This is a genomic window from Succinatimonas hippei YIT 12066 (genome assembly GCF_000188195.1).
Lineage (GTDB): Bacteria > Pseudomonadota > Gammaproteobacteria > Enterobacterales > Succinivibrionaceae > Succinatimonas > Succinatimonas hippei.
Map to the genome: position 1 here is coordinate 25,231 of NZ_GL830988.1, position 19,013 is coordinate 44,243.

The 19,013-nt window shown below is 41.5% G+C and carries 17 protein-coding genes; 9 read left to right on the top strand and 8 right to left on the bottom strand.

Translation table 11 applies throughout. The annotated features are described in order from the left end of the window. Nucleotides 1-36: 36 nt before the first annotated feature. From HMPREF9444_RS04800 to rnhA, 3 genes are all read right to left on the bottom strand, one after another. Nucleotides 37-879 (bottom strand): aldo/keto reductase, encoded by an 843-nt coding sequence (locus HMPREF9444_RS04800; protein ID WP_009143247.1) that lies wholly within the window; start codon nt 877-879, stop codon nt 37-39. Between the two features lie 262 nt (nt 880-1,141). After that, entirely contained in the window at nt 1,142-2,083 is a 942-nt protein-coding gene (locus HMPREF9444_RS04805; protein WP_009143248.1) for a lytic transglycosylase domain-containing protein, read from the bottom strand. A gap of 35 nt (nt 2,084-2,118) precedes the next feature. Further along, nucleotides 2,119-2,586 carry a ribonuclease HI gene (rnhA, locus tag HMPREF9444_RS04810; protein ID WP_198002759.1) on the bottom strand — a complete coding sequence of 156 codons (468 nt, stop codon included), beginning with the start codon at nt 2,584-2,586 and terminating at the stop codon, nt 2,119-2,121. 373 nt (nt 2,587-2,959) lie between these two features. On the opposite strand from rnhA, the gene dnaQ reads away from it, so the two are divergent. The 3 genes from dnaQ (at nt 2,960) to HMPREF9444_RS04825 (ending at nt 5,153) form a co-directional block, all read left to right on the top strand. Next, nucleotides 2,960-3,889 (top strand): DNA polymerase III subunit epsilon, encoded by a 930-nt coding sequence (gene dnaQ / locus HMPREF9444_RS10540; protein ID WP_009143250.1) that lies wholly within the window; start codon nt 2,960-2,962, stop codon nt 3,887-3,889. 12 nt (nt 3,890-3,901) lie between these two features. Continuing rightward, on the top strand, nt 3,902-4,483 hold the full coding sequence (gene gmhA / locus HMPREF9444_RS04820; protein ID WP_009143251.1) for a D-sedoheptulose 7-phosphate isomerase: 582 nt from the start codon (nt 3,902-3,904) through the stop codon (nt 4,481-4,483). Between the two features lie 145 nt (nt 4,484-4,628). After that, a complete protein-coding gene (locus tag HMPREF9444_RS04825; protein ID WP_009143252.1) occupies nt 4,629-5,153 on the top strand; it encodes an SMI1/KNR4 family protein in 525 nt (174 codons plus the stop codon). Between the two features lie 70 nt (nt 5,154-5,223). Here the strand turns inward: HMPREF9444_RS04825 and purM are convergent, their stop codons facing one another. Beyond that, complete coding sequence (purM, locus tag HMPREF9444_RS04830; protein ID WP_009143253.1) at nt 5,224-6,261, bottom strand: phosphoribosylformylglycinamidine cyclo-ligase; 1,038 nt, start codon at nt 6,259-6,261, stop codon at nt 5,224-5,226. Between the two features lie 167 nt (nt 6,262-6,428). Here purM and HMPREF9444_RS04835 point away from each other — a divergent pair, with 167 nt between their 5' ends. Further along, nucleotides 6,429-7,580: a DUF2066 domain-containing protein gene (locus HMPREF9444_RS04835; RefSeq protein WP_040909245.1), complete on the top strand. Its 1,152-nt coding sequence runs from the start codon at nt 6,429-6,431 to the stop codon at nt 7,578-7,580. Nucleotides 7,581-7,590: 10 nt separating this feature from the next. Continuing rightward, nucleotides 7,591-8,301: a DnaA regulatory inactivator Hda gene (gene hda / locus HMPREF9444_RS04840; protein ID WP_009143255.1), complete on the top strand. Its 711-nt coding sequence runs from the start codon at nt 7,591-7,593 to the stop codon at nt 8,299-8,301. 6 nt (nt 8,302-8,307) lie between these two features. On the opposite strand, the gene HMPREF9444_RS04845 is transcribed toward hda, so the two are convergent. Further along, entirely contained in the window at nt 8,308-9,747 is a 1,440-nt protein-coding gene (locus tag HMPREF9444_RS04845; RefSeq protein ID WP_009143256.1) for a M48 family metalloprotease, read from the bottom strand. A gap of 186 nt (nt 9,748-9,933) precedes the next feature. Here HMPREF9444_RS04845 and HMPREF9444_RS04850 point away from each other — a divergent pair, with 186 nt between their 5' ends. Next, complete coding sequence (locus HMPREF9444_RS04850) at nt 9,934-11,115, top strand: AI-2E family transporter (RefSeq protein WP_009143257.1); 1,182 nt, start codon at nt 9,934-9,936, stop codon at nt 11,113-11,115. Between the two features lie 95 nt (nt 11,116-11,210). Here the strand turns inward: HMPREF9444_RS04850 and HMPREF9444_RS04855 are convergent, their stop codons facing one another. The 3 genes from HMPREF9444_RS04855 to HMPREF9444_RS04865 all read right to left on the bottom strand — a co-directional run bounded on the left by HMPREF9444_RS04855 (nt 11,211) and on the right by HMPREF9444_RS04865 (nt 14,904). Next, nucleotides 11,211-12,239, bottom strand: a complete 1,029-nt coding sequence (locus tag HMPREF9444_RS04855; protein WP_009143258.1) for an alpha/beta hydrolase — start codon at nt 12,237-12,239, stop codon at nt 11,211-11,213. A 103-nt stretch (nt 12,240-12,342) separates the two neighbouring features. Then, complete coding sequence (locus tag HMPREF9444_RS04860; protein WP_009143259.1) at nt 12,343-13,179, bottom strand: tetratricopeptide repeat protein; 837 nt, start codon at nt 13,177-13,179, stop codon at nt 12,343-12,345. Between the two features lie 6 nt (nt 13,180-13,185). Continuing rightward, entirely contained in the window at nt 13,186-14,904 is a 1,719-nt protein-coding gene (locus HMPREF9444_RS04865; protein ID WP_040909246.1) for a DUF3413 domain-containing protein, read from the bottom strand. Nucleotides 14,905-15,114: 210 nt separating this feature from the next. Here HMPREF9444_RS04865 and HMPREF9444_RS04870 point away from each other — a divergent pair, with 210 nt between their 5' ends. The 3 genes from HMPREF9444_RS04870 (at nt 15,115) to tgt (ending at nt 18,996) form a co-directional block, all read left to right on the top strand. Then, nucleotides 15,115-16,704, top strand: a complete 1,590-nt coding sequence (locus HMPREF9444_RS04870) for a vWA domain-containing protein (RefSeq protein WP_009143262.1) — start codon at nt 15,115-15,117, stop codon at nt 16,702-16,704. A gap of 90 nt (nt 16,705-16,794) precedes the next feature. Next, nucleotides 16,795-17,874, top strand: a complete 1,080-nt coding sequence (gene queA, locus HMPREF9444_RS04875; protein WP_009143263.1) for a tRNA preQ1(34) S-adenosylmethionine ribosyltransferase-isomerase QueA — start codon at nt 16,795-16,797, stop codon at nt 17,872-17,874. A 12-nt stretch (nt 17,875-17,886) separates the two neighbouring features. After that, the gene (gene tgt, locus HMPREF9444_RS04880) at nt 17,887-18,996 is read left to right on the top strand and encodes a tRNA guanosine(34) transglycosylase Tgt (protein WP_009143264.1); all 1,110 of its coding nucleotides are present in this window, start codon (nt 17,887-17,889) and stop codon (nt 18,994-18,996) included. The last annotated feature ends 17 nt before the right edge of the window (nt 18,997-19,013 follow it).

The window sequence follows — 19,013 nt, forward strand, 5'->3', positions numbered from 1 at the left end:
TGCGGGGCATTTTTACTATGGTGATATGTTTTCTGTTTAGAAATCGTAAGTGTCGGGATCCGGTCCTACACGCTCGTCTTTATTTAAACTGTCTATAAGTGCAATATCTTGAGCGCTGAGCTTAAAATCAAAGATGTCAGCATTGGAAATAACTCGTTCTTTTTTAGTGGAGCGTACGGCAAGACATAGGCCTTTTTCAATGATCCACCTTAAAACGATTTGAGCTGCGGTTTTGTGATATTTTGCGGCGATCTTATTGATGGTTTCATCATTTAAGACTAATCCTCGCATTAAAGGAGACCATGCCTGAACTACGATATCCTGTTGTTTACAGAATTCAACTAAATCTTTACGTGTATTGTAAGGATGAAATTCTATTTGATTTAAAACCGGCTTTACTTTAGCAAAAGTGAATAAATGTTCTAAATGATGAATTTGAAAGTTGCTGACACCAATGGCTTTTGTTCTTCCGCTTGCGTAAATTTCCTCAAGAGCTTTCCACGGCTCTACATAAGCCTCGTTTTGTCCGGGCCAGTGCAGCAGGTATAAATCGATATAATCAAGATTAAGCTTTTGCAGGCTTTCGTCAAAGGCCTTTAATGACTCTTCTTTTGAAATATGCTTGTTCCACAGTTTTGTGGTAACGAAAATGTCTTCACGCTTAAGTCCGTTTTTTTCAAGTCCAAGCTTGATGCCGATACCGGTTTCAACTTCATTACCGTAAATTGCGGCGGTATCAATAAGGCGGTATCCTGCACTTATAGCATCTTCAACATTTTGTGCGGTCATATTGGTATCGACTTTAAAAACGCCGAGACCAAAAGCGGGAATTGCGGTTTTGTTATTAAGCGTGATCCTTGAAGCAAGTGAATCAATCATAGAAGCCTCTACGGTAAAAAAGAAAAAGCAGCAATTAATATGCTGGTACTGTCAAAGTATACTTTAAAAAAAGATTATAAGTTTCAGCTTGTTCATCTATTGATCTTAAAAAGGCAAAATTAACTGTATATAACGGTTTGTTTTTTTACTTGCCTTGCTCAGATTAAAATTAACAGTTTTATTTTTTAGGTTAATAAGTTTTATCAATAGAAAAGAGCCGACTGGGAAGTCGGCTAAAAGACAGAATTTTTAATTGAAGCTCTTACTTGCTCAAGGCTTTTTCAAGACGTCTTGCGTTTTCAATCGGTACCAGCAATCCGTACTGGTGTTTAGTCTTAAGCGAGTCGGTTAAATAACCTGCGTTTAAATGCTGCAAGGTAGTGATCTTAACGCCTGAAAGCTCGGCAGCTTTTTTCATGGAGTTAATCTTTCCTGCAACTTGAACGCGTTTGAAAGCAGGACGATTCTTAAGCATAGGACGTTCTACGCCGTATTTTTCAGGGAAACGCAGAATGTCAGCATATGCATGGAATCTTCTTACATATAAGCGTGCATGTTTTGAAAGCTTCAAAGTGCTCATATTGTAAGTTTTCACGCCGCTTTTTTGGGCGTTGCGGATTGCTCGCTTAATAGTGAACTCGCCTTGGTTATAAGCGGCGATGGCAAGATCCCAGTTATGATTGAGTTCGTTGTATAGATGAGTCAAATAACGCAATGAGGCATCGGTAGAGCGGATGAAATCATAAAACTCATCATAGTTTGAAGAGGTCTTAAGTCCGTATGATTTTCCGGTGGCACGGATAAACTGCCACGGACCTTTAGCCCCGGCATTGGAACGGGCACGCTGATTATAGCCGCTTTCAAGCAAAGGAAGAGCTACAAGCTCTACCGGAAGATTGCGATTTTTAAGCTCGGTGAGCAAATGGTGCATAAACGGCGCACCCTTTTCCATATGTGACTCAAAAGAATTAACCAGCTTTTTTGCCTCCTTCTTTTCCGCCTCGGTAAGTTTTATGTTGAGCATAAAACGTGAAGGATTAAAAAGATCGCTGCTCCATAAAGAACCGCTTGAGTTGCGGTTTACAACAACGGAGTTTTCCGTTTTATAAGTTTGGTTTTTGTTTACCGTAGCAGATTGTGCTGAAAATACGGTCAATACGCATAATAATATAGCTGTCGCAAGCGCAATAGTTTTACTAACCATTTTCACCAACTTGGCTAATGCCGTTTACTTTCTCCCTAGGAAAAGGAAAAACCGGTATCTTCCTGTTTTCCTTCGCCGCTGGCCGCGGCACGGGCAAGTTCATCGCAACGCTCATTCTCAGCGTGTCCGGCGTGACCCTTTACCCACTCCCACTTTACAAGGTGTTTTTGGCAAAGTGAATCAAGTCTTTGCCATAAATCCTTGTTCTTGACGGGCTTTTTGTTGCTCGTCATCCAGCCGTTTCGTTTCCAGGTTTTGATCCAGGACGTAATTCCGTTTTTGACATATTGACTGTCACTGGTAACGGTTACGCAGCACGGCTCTTTTAGTTGTTCAAGTCCCACAATGACTGCCATTATCTCCATGCGATTGTTGGTCGTTTGAAGATAACCGCAAGATAATTCTTTTACGTGTTCCTTATATTTTAAGATTACCCCGTAACCTCCGGGTCCGGGATTGTTTAGACAGGAACCGTCTGTATATAAATTTATTTCTTTCATTATTATTCGCAGCTAGATTTAACTTGGCTGTGCGTAGATTATAACATAAAGTTTATTAAAATACTTTCTTATAAATCAATAAGTTACTTACAGAAGGGCGAAAATTGGATGGTTAAAAAGCGTGATCGGAGTCAAAATTTGAAAAGAGTGCACAAAAAGTCATAGTAAGGCAGAGATTAAACAACAAATTATTTTAATTCGCTGTTTTTCTTTTTTACTTAAAGTGATTTTCTCACTTTTGTATGTTTTGTCATCTGCATTATGTATAATCACATAACTTGTATATTCTCTTCTCTTTTTAAAGATCAAGCTGGTTTTCTTTTGTTTTATAAGCGCAATTGTTGCCGCATTTTTAGAAGAAGGCGTTTGTGAGTTTATGGCTCTTTTAAGACAGGTTGCACTGGATACCGAAACTACCGGTAAATCCGATGACGGAACCACCGGAACCCATCGTATTATCGAAGTCGGATGCGTGGAGATTATAAATCGCCGTCTTACAGGGAGGCAGCTGCAGTTTTTTGTCAATCCCGATCGTCATATTGATGAAGAAGCAACGGAAGTTCACGGAATCACCGATGAGATGCTTGCCGATAAACCGCATTTTGCCGATGTGGCAAATGAGCTTATTGATTTCATTCGCGGTAGTGAGTTATTAATTCATAACGCAAAATTTGATAGCGCGTTTTTGGATAAAGAGTGGGATTTGCTCAAATTAAACGAGCATACAAAGGATATGTGCAAAATTGTCGATACTGTGGAGCTTGCCAGAAAAATTAATCCCAATAATCAGGCAAACCTCGATAATTTGTGCTCTATTTACGATATTGATAATTCGCGTCGTACGGTGCACGGAGCGTTGCTTGACGCCCAGCTTTTGGCCGAAGTATATCTGGCGATGACCGGAGGTCAAAGTTCTTTTGATTTCGGTGAAGACAGCGTAAATGCGTTAAGCCGTCATTGGGAACGCCCTAAGGATATAAAGCTTCCTTTGATGCACGTGGAGACGGATAGGCATGCAGTTCACGTTGCACAGATGATTTCTTTGGCACAGAGTACGAAAATATCTGATGACGGAAACGGCAACGTTTTGGCCGGTTCGTATTGGAGCGATGATTTTTCGATGCCTTTTCTTGCCAAAGGTAAAGAAGAAGGTAAAAAGGATTACGCCAAGCGCCTTGCCGCTCAGAAGGAGGAGATGTTGAATAAGCTTCTTTCGCAAAAAGAGCGTGAAGGATACGCTTCTTATAAAGCAAAAGATCAGGCTCTTTATGATGCCTGGGTGGCAAGAGTTATGAAAACCCACTGATAAGGAGAAATTATGCTTTCTTTTTCTGTAATGGATGATTTGAAAGAAGCTTCGAAGGTACTTAATGATTTTATCAATAAGGCAGATACCGAAGAAAAAATAGAGAAAGCTATTTCTCTTATGGCCGATTCCATAAAAAACGGCGGCAAAATAATTTCTGCCGGCAACGGCGGCAGTATGTGCGATGCACAGCATTTTGCCGAGGAGTTAAGCGGACGCTATCGTAATGATCGTCCTGCGTATCCGGCGATTGCCGTTTGTGATTCGAGTCATTTAACTTGCGTCGGCAATGATTACGGTTTTGATTATGTCTTTTCTCGATTTCTTGAGGGCTTAGGTTTTAAAGGAGATGTCTTTTTAGGCATTTCAACTTCCGGTAATTCCCGCAATATTATCGAGTGCTGCAAGGTATGCAAAGACAAGGGACTAAAATCCGTAGTGCTTTTAGGCAAAGACGGCGGCAAGTTAAAAGATGTATGCGATTTGCCGATAATCGTTCCGCATTTTGGCTATGCCGACCGTATTCAGGAAGTTCATACTATGATAATTCATATTATGATCCGCGGAATTGAAGATCTGCTGGCAAAAAAATAATTTTTAAAACTTTAAGTAAAAAGCCGACCTGTGCGTCGGCTTTGTTGTGAACCGTCTTTGCTTTTTTTCAAGGTGTTATAATTTGAATGCCGGATTTTAAATATTATGATTTTTACTAAATTAGCCGTCACAAGGAGAAAGACACATGATGATGTCTGATCTTAGCAAAGCCGGAATTATTTTTAAGCAGGGGCTTACGATTGCCTCAAAGACAACTGTTGTTGATTTGGAAAAAGCTTGCGGTACGACTTTCTCAGATGATTACAAAGAGTTTTTGGAGAAAGTGAACGGAGCAAGAATTGCCTTAAAGGACAAAGATCCAAAAAGTGTTCCTTCGGCGACTGTAAAGTGGGAGAGTGCAAGTTTTCTGCATCCGGAGCAAGAATTTGTCGGTGTTGATTATATTTACGATAAGGATACTGCGCTTAAAGTTTATCGTAATATGAAACATTATCCTGTAGGACAGGTCTTTCCCGTAGCTGCGGCTAACAATAATACTTGTTTTGTAATGTCACTAAATGAAAAAGATAAAGGATCGATACACGCAGTTCGTGTGTATACTGAAAGTACGCACAATATTATGGGCAGTGTTATCGTGTGTACTTCTTTATCTATAGCAAAGAATGTGATTGACTTTTTCTTAAGTTTAAAGTCAGTAAAGCGTGCCTAATTAATTTTTAGCGGACATAAAAAAACCGGCTGATGCCGGTTTTCTCATTATCTTGAAATCTACACTGCTATTAAGCAATAGTAACCTGAGCGCCGTCAGCACCTTGCTTGACGATTGAGCCGATACGCCAGGCTTTTTCTCCTTCGGCATTTAAGACAGCGATGGCCTTTTCGACTTCGGTTTCAGGCATTGCAATAATCATGCCGGCGCCGCAGTTAAAGGTGCGATACATTTCATGACGATCGACACCGCCTTTTTCCTGCAGCCAATTAAATACTTCAGGCCACTGCCAGGTTGAAGAATCACAAGCAGCGCAAGTGCCTTCAGGCAGAACACGAGGGATGTTATCCCAGAAGCCGCCGCCGGTGATATGGGCTAAAGCATGGACTTCAACTTCTTTTAAGAGCTTAAGTACCGGTTTAACATAAATACGGGTAGGCTCAAGCAAAGCATCGGCAAGCAGCTTGCCTGACGGTAGTTTATCCTCAAGCGGTTTTGCTCCTGATACTTCAACAATGCGGCGGATTAAAGAGTAACCGTTGGAGTGGGGGCCGGATGAGGCAATGGCAACTAAAGCGTCGCCGACTTTAACGGCAGATCCGTCAATAATCTTGGAAGCTTCGACAACTCCGACACTAAAACCTGCCAAATCGTAATCGCCGATTTCATACATGCCCGGCATTTCTGCAGTTTCACCGCCGACCAATGCACATCCTGCCATTTCGCAGCCGCGGGCAATACCGGTTACAACTTCGGTAGCGATATCGACATTAAGTTTGCCTGTTGCATAGTAATCAAGGAAAAACAGCGGCTCTGCGCCTTGAACGATAAGATCGTTAACGCACATGGCAACCAGATCGATTCCGACAGTTGAGTGACGGTGTAAATCAATAGCAAGACGCAACTTGGTTCCGACGCCGTCAGTACCGGAAACTAAAACCGGCTCTTTATAACCTGCAGGAATGCGGGTCAGAGCACCGAAACCGCCGAGGCCTCCGATGACTTCAGGACGATTAGTTCTTTTGATTGGGGCCTTAATACGCTCGACGAGCTCTTCACCGGCATCAATATCAACACCGGCTTCCTTGTAGGTTAAATTAGTAGCCATAGATCCTCCGAAATAAGCTGTGCATATTGTACAAAAAAAGAAAGGCCGGTTGAATGTAAAAGTGGCTATTTTTAGGGAAAGGGTCAAGAATATTTTTTGCTTTTAATAAAAGATGTAATTGCATAAGCTAAAATTAAAACGTGATAAGTGGGCTTAAAGGTTTTGGTATGAACGGTTTTAAGAAAAGTTGTTTATCGGCAGTGTTTTTGTTTTTATCTCCGTGTGCGTTTTGCGCGGCACAAGGAAGCAATAATTCATTTTATGCTGATTCTCTTTCTTTGCGAGACGGTCTTGATGCTGCAGTTAAGTCCGCTTTTTTCAAAGCGGCAGAAGATATTTCTTTAGGTTCGACGGATAAAGTAAAAATTAAAGATGACGATGTATATTCGGCAGTAACGAGCTTACGCTTGAATGCAGGAAAGCTTGACGCGGTTTTTGATACTAATAAAGTCGCTGCAGTTTTGGAAAAGTACGGAGCGCAGGCATGGCAGGGCCTTGCCGATCCTATAATCGTGTGGATGTATGAATCAGGTAATGATTCAGGAAGCTTTGTCGGCGGGGAGCTTACTGCTTTTGCCAAAGCTTTTGCCGGCAGCGCCGACAATAATAAATATCGTCTTATGTTTCCTTTGCTTGACCTTGAAGATATTCAAAGCGTCACTTACGACACTATGGCAACAGCGGATAGCGGTGCTTTAGTTGCGGCGTCCAAGCGTTACGGCACCGATTTTGTAATTGCCTGCGTTGTAGATCATTTAGCAGACGGCAATATTTCCATTTCCTGTAAACTGCTAGATAAAGACGGTAAAATTTTATATGAGTATGCAGGAGTCGGTGCAGCAGATTCTCTTGCCGACAATCAAGCCAAAGCTATAGCCGGAGTTTTAAGTTCCTTGCAGCAGGGAAATATGCTGACTGCTGCGGCAATTGCCGATCCTGATACACTAGGTGCGCACGGAGACTTTGTAAGACTGAAACTGTACGGTATTAATAATTTAAATGATTTAGTGGCATTTGAGCGGGTTTTATCCGGTATCGGGGTTGAGGGAAACGTAAGCTGTGCGATGGTAAGTGACAGTGATGCCATCATTGTCAACGTTTATACTCAACTTGATCCGGCATCTCTTGACGGATCTTTAGAGCATAGTTCTGAATTTTCAAAAATAGAGCCTTTTGCCTACAGTTATAATCACGGCAGTGCTAAATTGAATCCGCAGATAAACAGTATAGGCAAAGCTTCGGCGCAGCGTCCTGATACCAGGGTTGCCGTTTCTGCAGATTCTCTTGTAAACTTTCCTGCATCTTCAAGCGCGTATTAAAGGAAAAGACATGATAATTACTCCTAAGGCTCCGCGTCAGGAGCCTTTGGCACTTAAAATCAATGATGAGGGCTTTTTTGATTCTTTTGTCCCGGGAGGAAATCGGGCGGCAGTGGATTTGCTGCATGAGGCGGTTTTACGCAACAAAAATGAATTGTTCTTTGTTTTCGGGCCGCAGCACGTCGGAAAAAGTCATTTATTAAACGCCCTTTTTAGGGAAATAAAAGATCCTTCATCTAATGCTTTTTTTGTTGATTTGCGTCTGGTAAAAGATATTTCGCCGCTGCTTTTGTCGGTTGAACCGTATCCTATCATTATTCTTGACAATATTGACGCAATTGCTGGAGACAGTGATTGGGAGTTGGCGCTTTTCGGCTTGTACAATCGCTGGATAGATAAAGGGGAAGGAACCTTTATCGCATCTGCCCGCACATCTGCGGACTTAATTCCTTTTTTGCGCAAAGATCTGAATACCCGTTTTGAAAACGGAGTTTCGCTGCCGCTTGATTTTTTAGATGAAAAATCATGCTGCGATGCTTTGCAGATAAGAGCTAAAAAACGCGGATTTATCATTCCTGAAAAGGTTGCCGCTTTTTTAGTCAAGCACAGCAACCGTGATATGGACAGTCTGGTTAAAATTCTGGATCGTCTGGATGAGGCGTCTCTTAGTGAGCAGCATGAACTGACGGTACCTTTCGTAAAGAAGGTATTAAGTATTTAGCTCTTATCAGGATTTATTTAGTTCTGCGTCAAAAGCCCTTTGTTCAATCAGCTCGCTTACGCGGGCTTTGATTATTTCTACTGTCAGATTGTTGCGGCAGACATTTAAAGCCTCGTTGTAGGATCCTATGGCACGATTGTAGTTTGCTTTTAACGCATAGTCCTCTCCTTGAGATTGCAAAGCTTCGCAGCGGTTGCCGCTTTTTAAATAGGCTTCGGTCAGCAGAGTGTATGAAAGCGGATAGCTGCGATCACGTTTTAAATAATCTCTAATAATTCTTATGGCGCTTTTATTTTGTCCGCTCTGAATGTATGCGTTGGCTAAGTTAACGACAACCGCTTTATTGCGCGGCATTCTCTTGTATAAGCCGTTAAGACGATTGATGGCGCTTTGATAAGCGTGCTCTTTAAGATCGATATCGGTTAAAAGATCGACGACAAAAAGATTGTTTTGCATGTTAGCGCCTAAATTATTTAAATATGTTTTGGCTTCTTTAAATTCGTTTAACTCAAAACAGGTTAAAGCCAGTGCGTAGTTTTTGTAATAACGGTTTGCCTTGAGGTCATTTTTTAGTACTTCTTTTAAATCGGCAAAATCGTTTTTCTTATAACGTACGTCAATACGGGCTTTGGCCATAAAAAAGTCAGGATTGGTTGAATCTTGTCTCTTTTTTAATTGAGCAATACGGTTTTCGGCCTCGGCAATACGCACTTCGGATAACGGGTGATCGATAAGTAAAGCAAAAACAGGATTAATATTACCCTGCATGTTCAAAAGTTTTCTGAACATGTCGGTGGTTCCTTCAGGATTAAATCCGGCACGATTGAGAAGATCGATGCCGATGCGATCGGCTTCGGATTCGTTGTCCCTGGTAAAGTTGATGCGGCTTTGTTGCGCAAGTCCGAGCGAAGTGGAAAGTGCTGCCATTCCTACGGCCGGATTAATGATGGACAGTGCGATGGCACCGACTATGGAAGCAATTGAGGTATTGCTTTTTTTGACTTCGCTTTCGATAAAGCGCGCGATATGTCTTTGGGTAACGTGAGAAATTTCATGGGCAAGAACCGAAGCAAACTCGTCTTCAGTATCGGAATAAACGAATAAGCCGGTATTTATCTGAACTTTTCCGCCTAAAAAAGCTGAGGCGTTAAGGTTTAAATTATTTACGATGAAAAATTCAAAAGGAAACTGCACGCCTTTTGCATGCATTAGGAGTTTGTTGCCGACAGAACTTACATATTCATCTAAAACCGGATCGACGATGATCGGCAACTGCGATCTTGCAGCTCGCATAAAATAATTACCGATTTGCTCTTCTTTTTGTACGGTCAGCCCCATGATTCCGGCGGTTCCTATATCCGGCACTGATATTTCAGCGTATACCGGTATTGATAAGAATGAACTTAATGCAAGACTTAAGGAAATTTTCTTTAACGCTTTAAGCATGATGTTCTCGATTTTGTTTTTTTTTGTATGACGGCGTTTCTTATGATTGTAAACAAAAAAATTATATATGGACAAAAATGAGTAAAAAGATAGCGGCAGCTTGTTTAATACAAATAATTAGTCGGTAAAAAGGTCATTGGCAAATAGTTTTTAGAGTACAATCAAAGCAAAAGAATAGGGATTATTATGATAGAACTGTTTAAAAACTGGTACCGGAGACATTTTTCAGTTCCCGGCGCGCCTGAATTTGCCTGCGTGCTTATCAGTATTTTTATTATCATTTATTTTTTCATGTGGCTTGTCGGCCCCTTGGTGGTTGCATTGTGCCTTGCTTATTGCCTTGACGGCGCAGTATGTTTTTTTATGCGACACCTGCATGTCGGGAGAAGATTAAGTGCAAGCATCGTTATGTGCCTGTTTATAGGAGCCGCTCTGCTTGCTTTGATCTTGGTCGTACCGCAAATAATCAATCAGGGAATTTCTTTTTACAACATTATTCTTTCTATGGGCGCTGATGTAAGCCAGGCAATAAGCGCAGAGGCGGCACATTCTGATGAATTTGTTATGTCGGTAAAAGACATTGATTTGCTTATTACTCAACACATTATGAATTTTGTCAGTACTCTTCCTGATCCTATACCGTCAATGGTGGCAGAAAATACGGTATTGTCGGCTCTTACTTCGATTCGCTCTCAGCTGATGAAAGCAACGGCGGTACTGATGCGTACGCAGTTGGTGCCTTCTGTTTTTAATGCTTTTAGCTGGCTTATTTATTTAATTATCGTACCGATTTTCACTTTCTTAATGCTTGCAAATAAGTATGCTCTGCAAAAACGCGTTCTTACTTACATTCTGCCCAATCGCCAAAATATCATTAAAGAATTTTGGCCTAGTATCAACTCGCAAATTGCAGGTTATATTCGCGGCAAGATTGTACATATCATTGTTATTGCAATTGCTAATACTCTTGCTTTTAAAATCATGGGGCTTAATTACGGAACGCTGCTTGGAGTCGGTGTAGGTCTTTCCGTTGTAGTTCCTTATGTTGGCGCCGTGCTTATCGGTGTTCCTGTGATTTTAGTGGCATTGCTGCAATTTGGCTTTAGTATGACTTTGGCATGGGTGCTTGGCGTTTATGTTATTATTCAGCTGCTTGACAGTAATGTTTTGACTCCGATGCTTTTTTCCAAAGCTTTAAATTTGGATGCGTTTTCTATTTTGGCGGCAATTTTGATTTTCGGCGGGCTGTGGGGCTTTTGGGGAGTGTTTTTTGCTATACCTCTTGCTACGCTTATAAAAACGATTATAAGCAGATGGCCTTCGGCGGATGCCGATCCGCAAAGACTGCTGCTTAAAGCTAAAGACTAAAACTGTGGGAATTTTCTGACAATTTAGATATGCAGTAAAAATCGGTATGAAACTATAAGACTCATACCGATTTGCATCAGAAGGTAAAATGTAAGTTAATTGCCAAGATGTTTATCAAAAAACGCAGTCAGATTTTTGTAGTGATCTTGAAGCTCTTTTGCTGTAGGCGGCAAGCCTAAGTAAAATTGGCAATGAGACTGCCCCTCATAAACGATAAGATTGTTTTCAATTCCCGCTTCATTAAGTTTTTGCTGCATTCTTACCGTATTGCTTAAAAATAAATCCCTGGTTCCGGAAACGAGTAAAGTCGGCGGAAATCCTGTTACATCGCCGTAAACAGGTGACAGATACGGATCTTTTAAATCATTGTCTTGTGCATAATAACGCGCGGCATCGTCAATCCATCCTTCATAGCCTACAAGTGTGTTATCGACGTGTTTGTTGGTGAAATAGCTGTCGCCGGTTTCGGTCAAATCGGTCCACGGGGTACATGGTGCGATGGCCCCAGGTACTTTAACGCCGTTGTCGCGGGCCTGCATGGCCAGTACTAAAGTCATGCCGCCGCCGGTTGATGATCCGAAAACACCGATGTTCTTACTCGGGTACTCGTTTAAAAGTTTTTTATAGACGGTAAAAGCATCGTCAATTGCTGCAGGATATGGGTATTTAGGCGCCATTCGGTAATCCACGGCGACCACTTTATATCCGCCGATCCCTGACAGCATTACGCCTTCATCTATTCCGGCAATTCCCGGATTTAAAACATAACCTCCGCCGTGAATGAATAAAATTACTTGATTTTTGTGATTATCGGGAATATTCGGCGGGGTGATGGTATAGGTATGGACGTTTCCTATATATCCTTCGTCAATACTTACTTTAAAATAATCAGCCATTATTTTTGAATTATGACTGCCGTATTGATATGAAGAGTCGATAAGAGGGAACCATTCATCTGCGGATTTGATGTCGAATTTCCAGGTGTTATTTTCTGCGGCGATGCTTTTTTGCATATCTGCACTGACAGTTTGCGGTACGGGAAAATCTCGTGATGGCTCGGATGCCTGAACCGTTCCTGAAAAAATAAGGCTGCTTAAAAGAAAAAGTGTTGTTTTGCGCATCATGTTAATTTTTATCTCCTTGCTGCATAGTTATTGTCTGGTACTGTAATACAAAAACAGCGCGTAATTAATGCGCGCTGTTATAAATGCAAAAGAAAGATTGAATTTAGTACATCAAAGTATAAAGATTGCGGCGATACTTGCTTTGCAGAGGATCTCCCTGCATAGTGTTCAGGATATCAATGATAAGCTGTTTTACTTGAGCGTTGCCGGTGTCTTTTTTGAAGGCTTCAAATAAAAGATCTAAAGCCTGCTGGCGTTTTCCTGCTTCGCTTAATGCGGCTGCAAGCTGCTTTAAGATTTCCATATCATCAGGGTGTTCTTTGTATTTTTCCTGCAACAGCGCAAGCTCCGGGCTCTCTTGGGCTTTTAATGCCAGATTTAATGCAGACAACAGATCCTGGTAATCTTTGCTCTCTTTTTCTTCTCTGGTGGCAGAATCAATAAGTTCTTTGGCTTTATCCAAGTTTTTTTGCTTTAAGCACAGCCTTATGTAGATAAACTTTGCCTGGCTGTTTTTAGGATTATCGTTATAGACTTTTGCTATTTTCTGCAGCGCGGTACCGAGATCTCCTGCAGCTTCCGCTTCAAGTGCGGCCCGCAGGGCAAGCTCTTCTTCAGAAGGCATATATTTGTTTAAAAGTTCATTTAATTTTTCAGTAACATCCGCTCCCTGCAGTGCATCAACGGGACGGCCTTCTTTAAAAACGATTAGAGCAGGAACATTTCTTAGTCCTATTTGCATGGCAATAGCTTGGGCAACTTCGTCCTGGACATTTGCCATAACGAGATTCACATAAGCATTGTTGTCCCCTATGGCACTTTGTACTGCAGTTGTTGCAGCGGCACATTCGTCTGCGTCAACATAAAAATAGGTAAAGACCGGTTTGGTCATTGAGGCATCGATTAATACTTCTTTTACGTTTTGAGCTGTAAGTTGCATTTATTTTTATTCCTTAAAACGATTAAGAGTGCGCATGGCGCGAATTAAATTTTCAAGATTAGGTCTGATGCGTAAAGCTTTGCCGTTGTCTTCTATTAAAGCATTGCCGTCATCACTGTAAACAGTGGTATCTTTACTGCCGATAAGAATGATTTCAGGTTCATCGCTGACGATGAATTTGCGATCGCTTAGCTCTTTTAGATTTTCACCCAAAGAATAATCTGCAGGTACGGTGGTTACCTGTAAAATTTCTTTAGCTACCGTTGCCGGCAAATCAAAAGGTGAACTTAATTTATTAACGGCTACAGCCATATTGTCACTTCCCGGCCATTTGATGATAAGCGGAACATGCTGACTGCTGCGGTTAAATGTCAAATCACTTTGTATAAAAGGATTGCCGGCAGCCGAGGTGACGATAATCATCGTATCGTCATAATGAGCGTTTATCTTAAGCACGTTGAATAAATCAACTATGCGGCTGTCTAAAATCTTTAACTGCCAATCATATTCACTTCGGTTCCGGGCTTTAAATAAATCCGACAGCACTACGGTAGTAGAATAAGGTCGATCGTGATCCCAATCGGCTATTTGCTGCGCAGCTTTATTTAATGTTTCATTGTCATCTTTTGCAAAGATGATTTGATTGGCGCGGGCTCCAGTGGCTCTTTCGATGACGGCGGGATCAAGATCCGAGCTTTGGCTTATGACAAAGCGGCTTATATATTCTTGAGCTGCCATTTCACTGAAAATGACCGGCTGAATATTTCTATTTAAGAAAGTATCTTTATATAAAAGCGGTACGCCGTAGCTTGAGGCAAAAAGGTTATCTTTTAAAAGTCGGTAAGGCAGATAGTGCTGCTCATAGCTTTCGCTTTGCTGCTTTAAAGATAAAAGGTAAGGAGTAACTTTAGGATCCTGCGAGTCATAGCTTAAACCGTTAATAAAAATAGTTACTATGTTCTGCGGCTTTCCTGACGGCTCAGACACAATCGGCTGCAGCGGATAATTGATAGCGCTGATGTTGTTGGATTTGGCGCTGCCGTCAATCCAACCGTGGCTTGAAAGGAATGATTTTGCGGTCATCGGATAATGTGCGGGGAAAGACGACCTTAAAATCGTGATTTTATCGTAACGGGTTGCATCGGCCCAAATGTGAATGCAATGAGAGCTGACGAAAGCAGCGATAAAAATAAGGCTGGTGATTTTGACCCATTTTTTACTGCCGTTGCGATAGAGGTTTTTGGTGGAAAGTTTGGCAAAAAACAGTTCGAAAGCGATTACTATAGGGATAGCTATAAACAGGAAGTTGTAATTAAGTCCGGTATTGAAATCCAGTTCGCGGAAAATGAGGTTTAGTGCGGTAAGCGATAAATGGATCTTGACGTATAAATATAATTTGGCGTCAAAAAGTAAGATTGAATGAAATAAAACGGCGATAATTACCGAAAATACTCGGTAGTAACGGAAATTGCCGATAAAGGTTAAAGGAAACAGAATAATAAGATAGGTAACAAAAGCCAAAAAGCCCATGTGCCCCATCCAGGTTACGATTAAGTAGAAAAATGCGGTAAAAGAGTCGGTTGACGGCGCTGCGTAAACATAAGTAAGACCGATTAAAAGCGATAGAAGGACATTTAAGAATAAAAAGTGATGTCCCCACAGGGCTGAGCGGGAAACCTGTTCTTTATACGAAAAATTTTTTAAATAATTTATCGAATTGTTCATTATCAGGTCCAAAAATGTAAAGCTTTAATTTAGCATTGTAACTTAGATGAAGGGTCTTTTTTTAGGCTTTGCAGCTTAAAAAATTTTTTACATTTTAAAAATGGCTTGTTTATGCTGTTTTTAATGCGGTTGTGTGTATTTTGCAGTGTTTAAAAAAAAAGACGGTTTTAAGTTGGGCGACAATATGGCTCTTTAAAAAAGGAGTTATACGTGAAAAACGCAATGCCTATAATCGTAGCCAATTATGCTAAGGCTTTTAATATAAATGTAAGGATGCAGGGGAATTTTGCTTATACCGACGGTAAGGAAATAGTTATTCCGCGACTTAATCTTACTGATGAGCGTGTAGCAAGACTTGCTTACGGCTATTTGGCCCATGAGGCCGCACATGTGCGGTATACGAATTTTAAAATTGTAAAAAGTATAAGCGGCAACTTTACTTTCTTTTCGCTATTTAACGTTCTTGAAGATGCCCGTATCGAACGGCTTATCGGCAGAGAATTTGTCGGAGTCTGGGAAAACCTTGAATTTTTGCGTTCAAGTTTTGATGAAAAATTAATTGAGATTTTAAATAAACCTCAACACCCGTTTACGCTTATCTTTTCATTTATTTCATATTATTTGTGCGCAAAAAGCCAGGGCTTTGCTTCCCAAAGAAATAACGCCTTTTTATTGTTTAAAAAAGTAAAGGAATTGCTTTGCGCTAAAGCGCTAAACCGGCTTACTTTTTTTATTAAAAAGGCGCCGTATCTTAAAAACAGCGCAGCAGTACTTAAATTGTGCGAACAAATAGGAGAACTTTTGTCTTTAAAATCTTCGTATAAAAATAAAGATACGGTTTCCCAAAGCGATTTACGAGCAATAAACGGTAAGGATTATCTTAAAGAAAGCAGGTTTTTACGGGATGATAATTTGTTTGCCAAAGTATGTTTGAATAAAGCGGAAAAAGCTTATGTCGGCGCGGATAAATCCGTCCTTTTAAATTATGAGGCCGCAAAAGACGAAGGATCTTCTCGCGATGACTTGGGTCTTGTCGGTTCTTGCGTATGTAAAGAAGGCAACTTTAGAAACATTATGGCGGCTGCAAAAGATCTTTATCCTTTAAAAAGGGCTTTGATGCTGTCGGCCCGTGCATTTATCGATAAGAAGCGATCAGGCAGGCAAAGTCATACGTATCTTGATACCAAACATTTATCAAGGCTTTTTATGTACGATGACAGATTGTTTCTTAAAAAGGAAATAGAGGAAGACTTTTCGACCTATGTTCATATTCTGGTAGATGTTTCCGGCTCGATGATGTTAAAAGAGAAATTAAGCGGACGCATGCGCAGTGAAATCGCCTGTAGCTGCGCTTATTGTCTTGCAAGCGCGCTTGAAGGAATAGACGGGATATTTTGTGAAGTGACTTTTTTCCCGGGATTTAGGTCTGAATATGAAATTGCGCTAAAGCATAACGAAAAACCGAGTTTTGTCATTGCAAGATTTGATCAAAAGCCGCGGGGCTCTACTCCTCTTGCACAGGCATTATGGTATGCCATTGGCAGACAACAGGAGTTTTCATGTCAGCGTAATATTTTTATAGTAATAACCGACGGAATCCCCGACAGCGTTAAACAGACCGAGAAAGCATTGGCTTTTGCTAAGGAGCATTCATGTGAAGTTTACGGCTTCGGTATAGAAAGTGCGGTAGGAAATGATCTTTTTACCAGTTTTGCTGTGGTAAATGATGTAGGAGAATTGCCTAATGCAGTTTTTGAGACGATGTTTATGATCTTTAAAAAACAGCGTGGCATGCAGTAAAAATTTGCTGTCTCTTACGTTTTTTTACGTGCATTTTTTACCGTAAAAATCATTAAAAAATGCTAGAATGCTTCGAGTTTTTTTGAGGTTATGACAGTGTTACGCAGTGATTTTAATTTTGATTTGCCAAAAGAGCTTATAGCCAATTATCCGAGCGCCGAGCGCACAAAATGCAGGATGCTGTGTCTTGACGGAAACACGGGAGAGCTTTGCGATCGTACTTTTATCGATCTTAAAGATTTTTTACGGCCGGGCGACCTTTTAGTGTTTAATGATACTAAGGTGATTCCTGCTCGTTTGTACGGTACGAAGAAAACCGGCGGAGCTGTCGAACTTTTAATTGAAAGAATCACGGGTCTTAATACCGCTTTGTCGCATATAAGAGCGAGCAAGGCGCCTAAAGCCGGTTCGGAGCTTTTTATCGACGGCGGCTATGTTTTAAATGTAACGGGCCGCGACGGCGATTTATTTATGATTGAGACAGCAGACGGATCATCGCTTCTTGATCTTTTGGATAAGGTCGGACATATTCCTTTGCCTCCTTATATTGAAAGGGAAGACGAGGCTTTAGATAAAGATCGCTATCAGACCGTTTACAGTAAGGTTCCGGGGGCTGTTGCCGCTCCTACCGCAGGGCTTCATTTTGATAATGCGCAGATTGAGGAATTAAAGAGCCTCGGTGTTAATACCGCTTTCGTTACTTTGCATGTCGGAGCAGGAACTTTTCAACCGGTTCGCGAGGATGATATCGTAAAGCATCATATGCATAAAGAATTTGTCCAGCTTCCCGAAGAGGTGGCAAACGCGGTCAAAGCTACTCACGCAGCAGGTCATCGCGTTATAGCCGTCGGAACTACTGCCGTCCGTTCTCTTGAAAGCGCTGCAACTTATGCAAGAGAAAACGGTCTTGGAGAAATCGCTCCGTTCCATAACGATACTTCAATCTTTATTTATCCGGGGTACCAATATCAGGTGGTTGATTGCTTAATCACTAATTTCCATTTGCCTGAATCAACCCTTATTATGCTGGTGTGCGCTTTTGCCGGTTATAAAAACACTATGCATGCCTATCATCACGCAGTTAAAGACAAATATAAGTTTTTCAGTTATGGCGACTGCATGTTTATAACTAAGAGAACCAAGCCGATGGATTTGCCTCCTTCCGCTTAAAAAGGATCACAGATGGAATTTAAAATTTTAGCTAAAGACGGCAAAGCCCGTCGCGGTGAACTTCATTTTAAGCGCGGTATCGTACGTACCCCGGCTTTCATGCCTGTAGGAACTTTGGGGACCGTTAAGGGAATTCGTCCCGAGCAGGTTGAAGAGTTAGGGGCAGATATCCTTTTGGGAAATACTTTCCATTTATGGCTGCGTCCGGGAACTGATGTTATAAAGCTTCATGGCGATCTTCATGATTTTATGCACTGGAATAAGCCGATTTTGACCGATTCGGGCGGATTTCAGGTTTTTTCTTTGTCCGGTATCAGAAAAGTAACGGAAGAGGGCGTTAAGTTTCAGCACCCTATAAACGGTTCGAAATTATTTTTGTCGCCGGAGATTTCCATGCAGGTGCAGCACGCTTTGGGCTCGGATATTGTTATGCAGTTTGACGAGTGCATCGGTCTTCCTGCCGATTACCGGCGCATGGAACAAGCTATGGAGTTGTCGCTGCGCTGGGCAAGACGCTGTAAAGACGAATTTTTAAGGCTTGAAAATCCCAATAGCCTTTTCGGTATTATTCAAGGCGGAACCGATGAGGGGCTGCGTGAAAGATCTTTAGAGGGGCTTACTAATATCGGCTTTGACGGATATGCAATAGGCGGACTTGCCGTAGGTGAACCTAAGGATGTCATGTACAAGGCTTTAGGCCATATTGCTCCCCTTATGCCCGATGATAAACCGCGTTATTTGATGGGAGTGGGCCGCCCTGAGGATATTCTGCAGGGAGTTTTAAACGGAGTTGATATGTTTGACTGCGTAATGCCGACCCGCAACGCCAGAAACGGACATTTGTTTACATCTCAAGGCGTGGTTAAGATCCGTAACGCAAAATACGCGACAGATACGACTCCGCTTGACCCTAATTGCTCCTGCTATACCTGCAGACATTTCTCCCGTGCTTATTTGCATCATTTGGATAAATGCGGAGAAATGCTCGGAGCACATTTAAATACTATTCATAATCTGTGGTATTACGAGCACTTGATGCAGGGAATTCGTGATGCTATTGAGAGCGGTACGCTTGAATCTTTTGCCGAGAACTTTTACAAAACGGCTTGCAAAACCGTATAGCCTTTTGTTGGGCTGCT

Coding starts and splice junctions, on each gene's coding strand:
- purM (WP_009143253.1), bottom strand. CDS start 6,261: ATGGCTACTAATTTAACCTACAAGGAAGCCGGTGTTGATATTGATGCC.
- HMPREF9444_RS04835 (WP_040909245.1), top strand. CDS start 6,429: ATGAACGGTTTTAAGAAAAGTTGTTTATCGGCAGTGTTTTTGTTTTTA.
- HMPREF9444_RS04825 (WP_009143252.1), top strand. CDS start 4,629: ATGATGATGTCTGATCTTAGCAAAGCCGGAATTATTTTTAAGCAGGGG.
- HMPREF9444_RS04845 (WP_009143256.1), bottom strand. CDS start 9,747: ATGCTTAAAGCGTTAAAGAAAATTTCCTTAAGTCTTGCATTAAGTTCA.
- HMPREF9444_RS04805 (WP_009143248.1), bottom strand. CDS start 2,083: ATGGTTAGTAAAACTATTGCGCTTGCGACAGCTATATTATTATGCGTA.
- tgt (WP_009143264.1), top strand. CDS start 17,887: ATGGAATTTAAAATTTTAGCTAAAGACGGCAAAGCCCGTCGCGGTGAA.
- queA (WP_009143263.1), top strand. CDS start 16,795: ATGACAGTGTTACGCAGTGATTTTAATTTTGATTTGCCAAAAGAGCTT.
- hda (WP_009143255.1), top strand. CDS start 7,591: ATGATAATTACTCCTAAGGCTCCGCGTCAGGAGCCTTTGGCACTTAAA.
- HMPREF9444_RS04855 (WP_009143258.1), bottom strand. CDS start 12,239: ATGATGCGCAAAACAACACTTTTTCTTTTAAGCAGCCTTATTTTTTCA.
- HMPREF9444_RS04800 (WP_009143247.1), bottom strand. CDS start 879: ATGATTGATTCACTTGCTTCAAGGATCACGCTTAATAACAAAACCGCA.
- HMPREF9444_RS04865 (WP_040909246.1), bottom strand. CDS start 14,904: ATGAACAATTCGATAAATTATTTAAAAAATTTTTCGTATAAAGAACAG.
- gmhA (WP_009143251.1), top strand. CDS start 3,902: ATGCTTTCTTTTTCTGTAATGGATGATTTGAAAGAAGCTTCGAAGGTA.
- dnaQ (WP_009143250.1), top strand. CDS start 2,960: ATGGCTCTTTTAAGACAGGTTGCACTGGATACCGAAACTACCGGTAAA.
- HMPREF9444_RS04850 (WP_009143257.1), top strand. CDS start 9,934: ATGATAGAACTGTTTAAAAACTGGTACCGGAGACATTTTTCAGTTCCC.
- HMPREF9444_RS04860 (WP_009143259.1), bottom strand. CDS start 13,179: ATGCAACTTACAGCTCAAAACGTAAAAGAAGTATTAATCGATGCCTCA.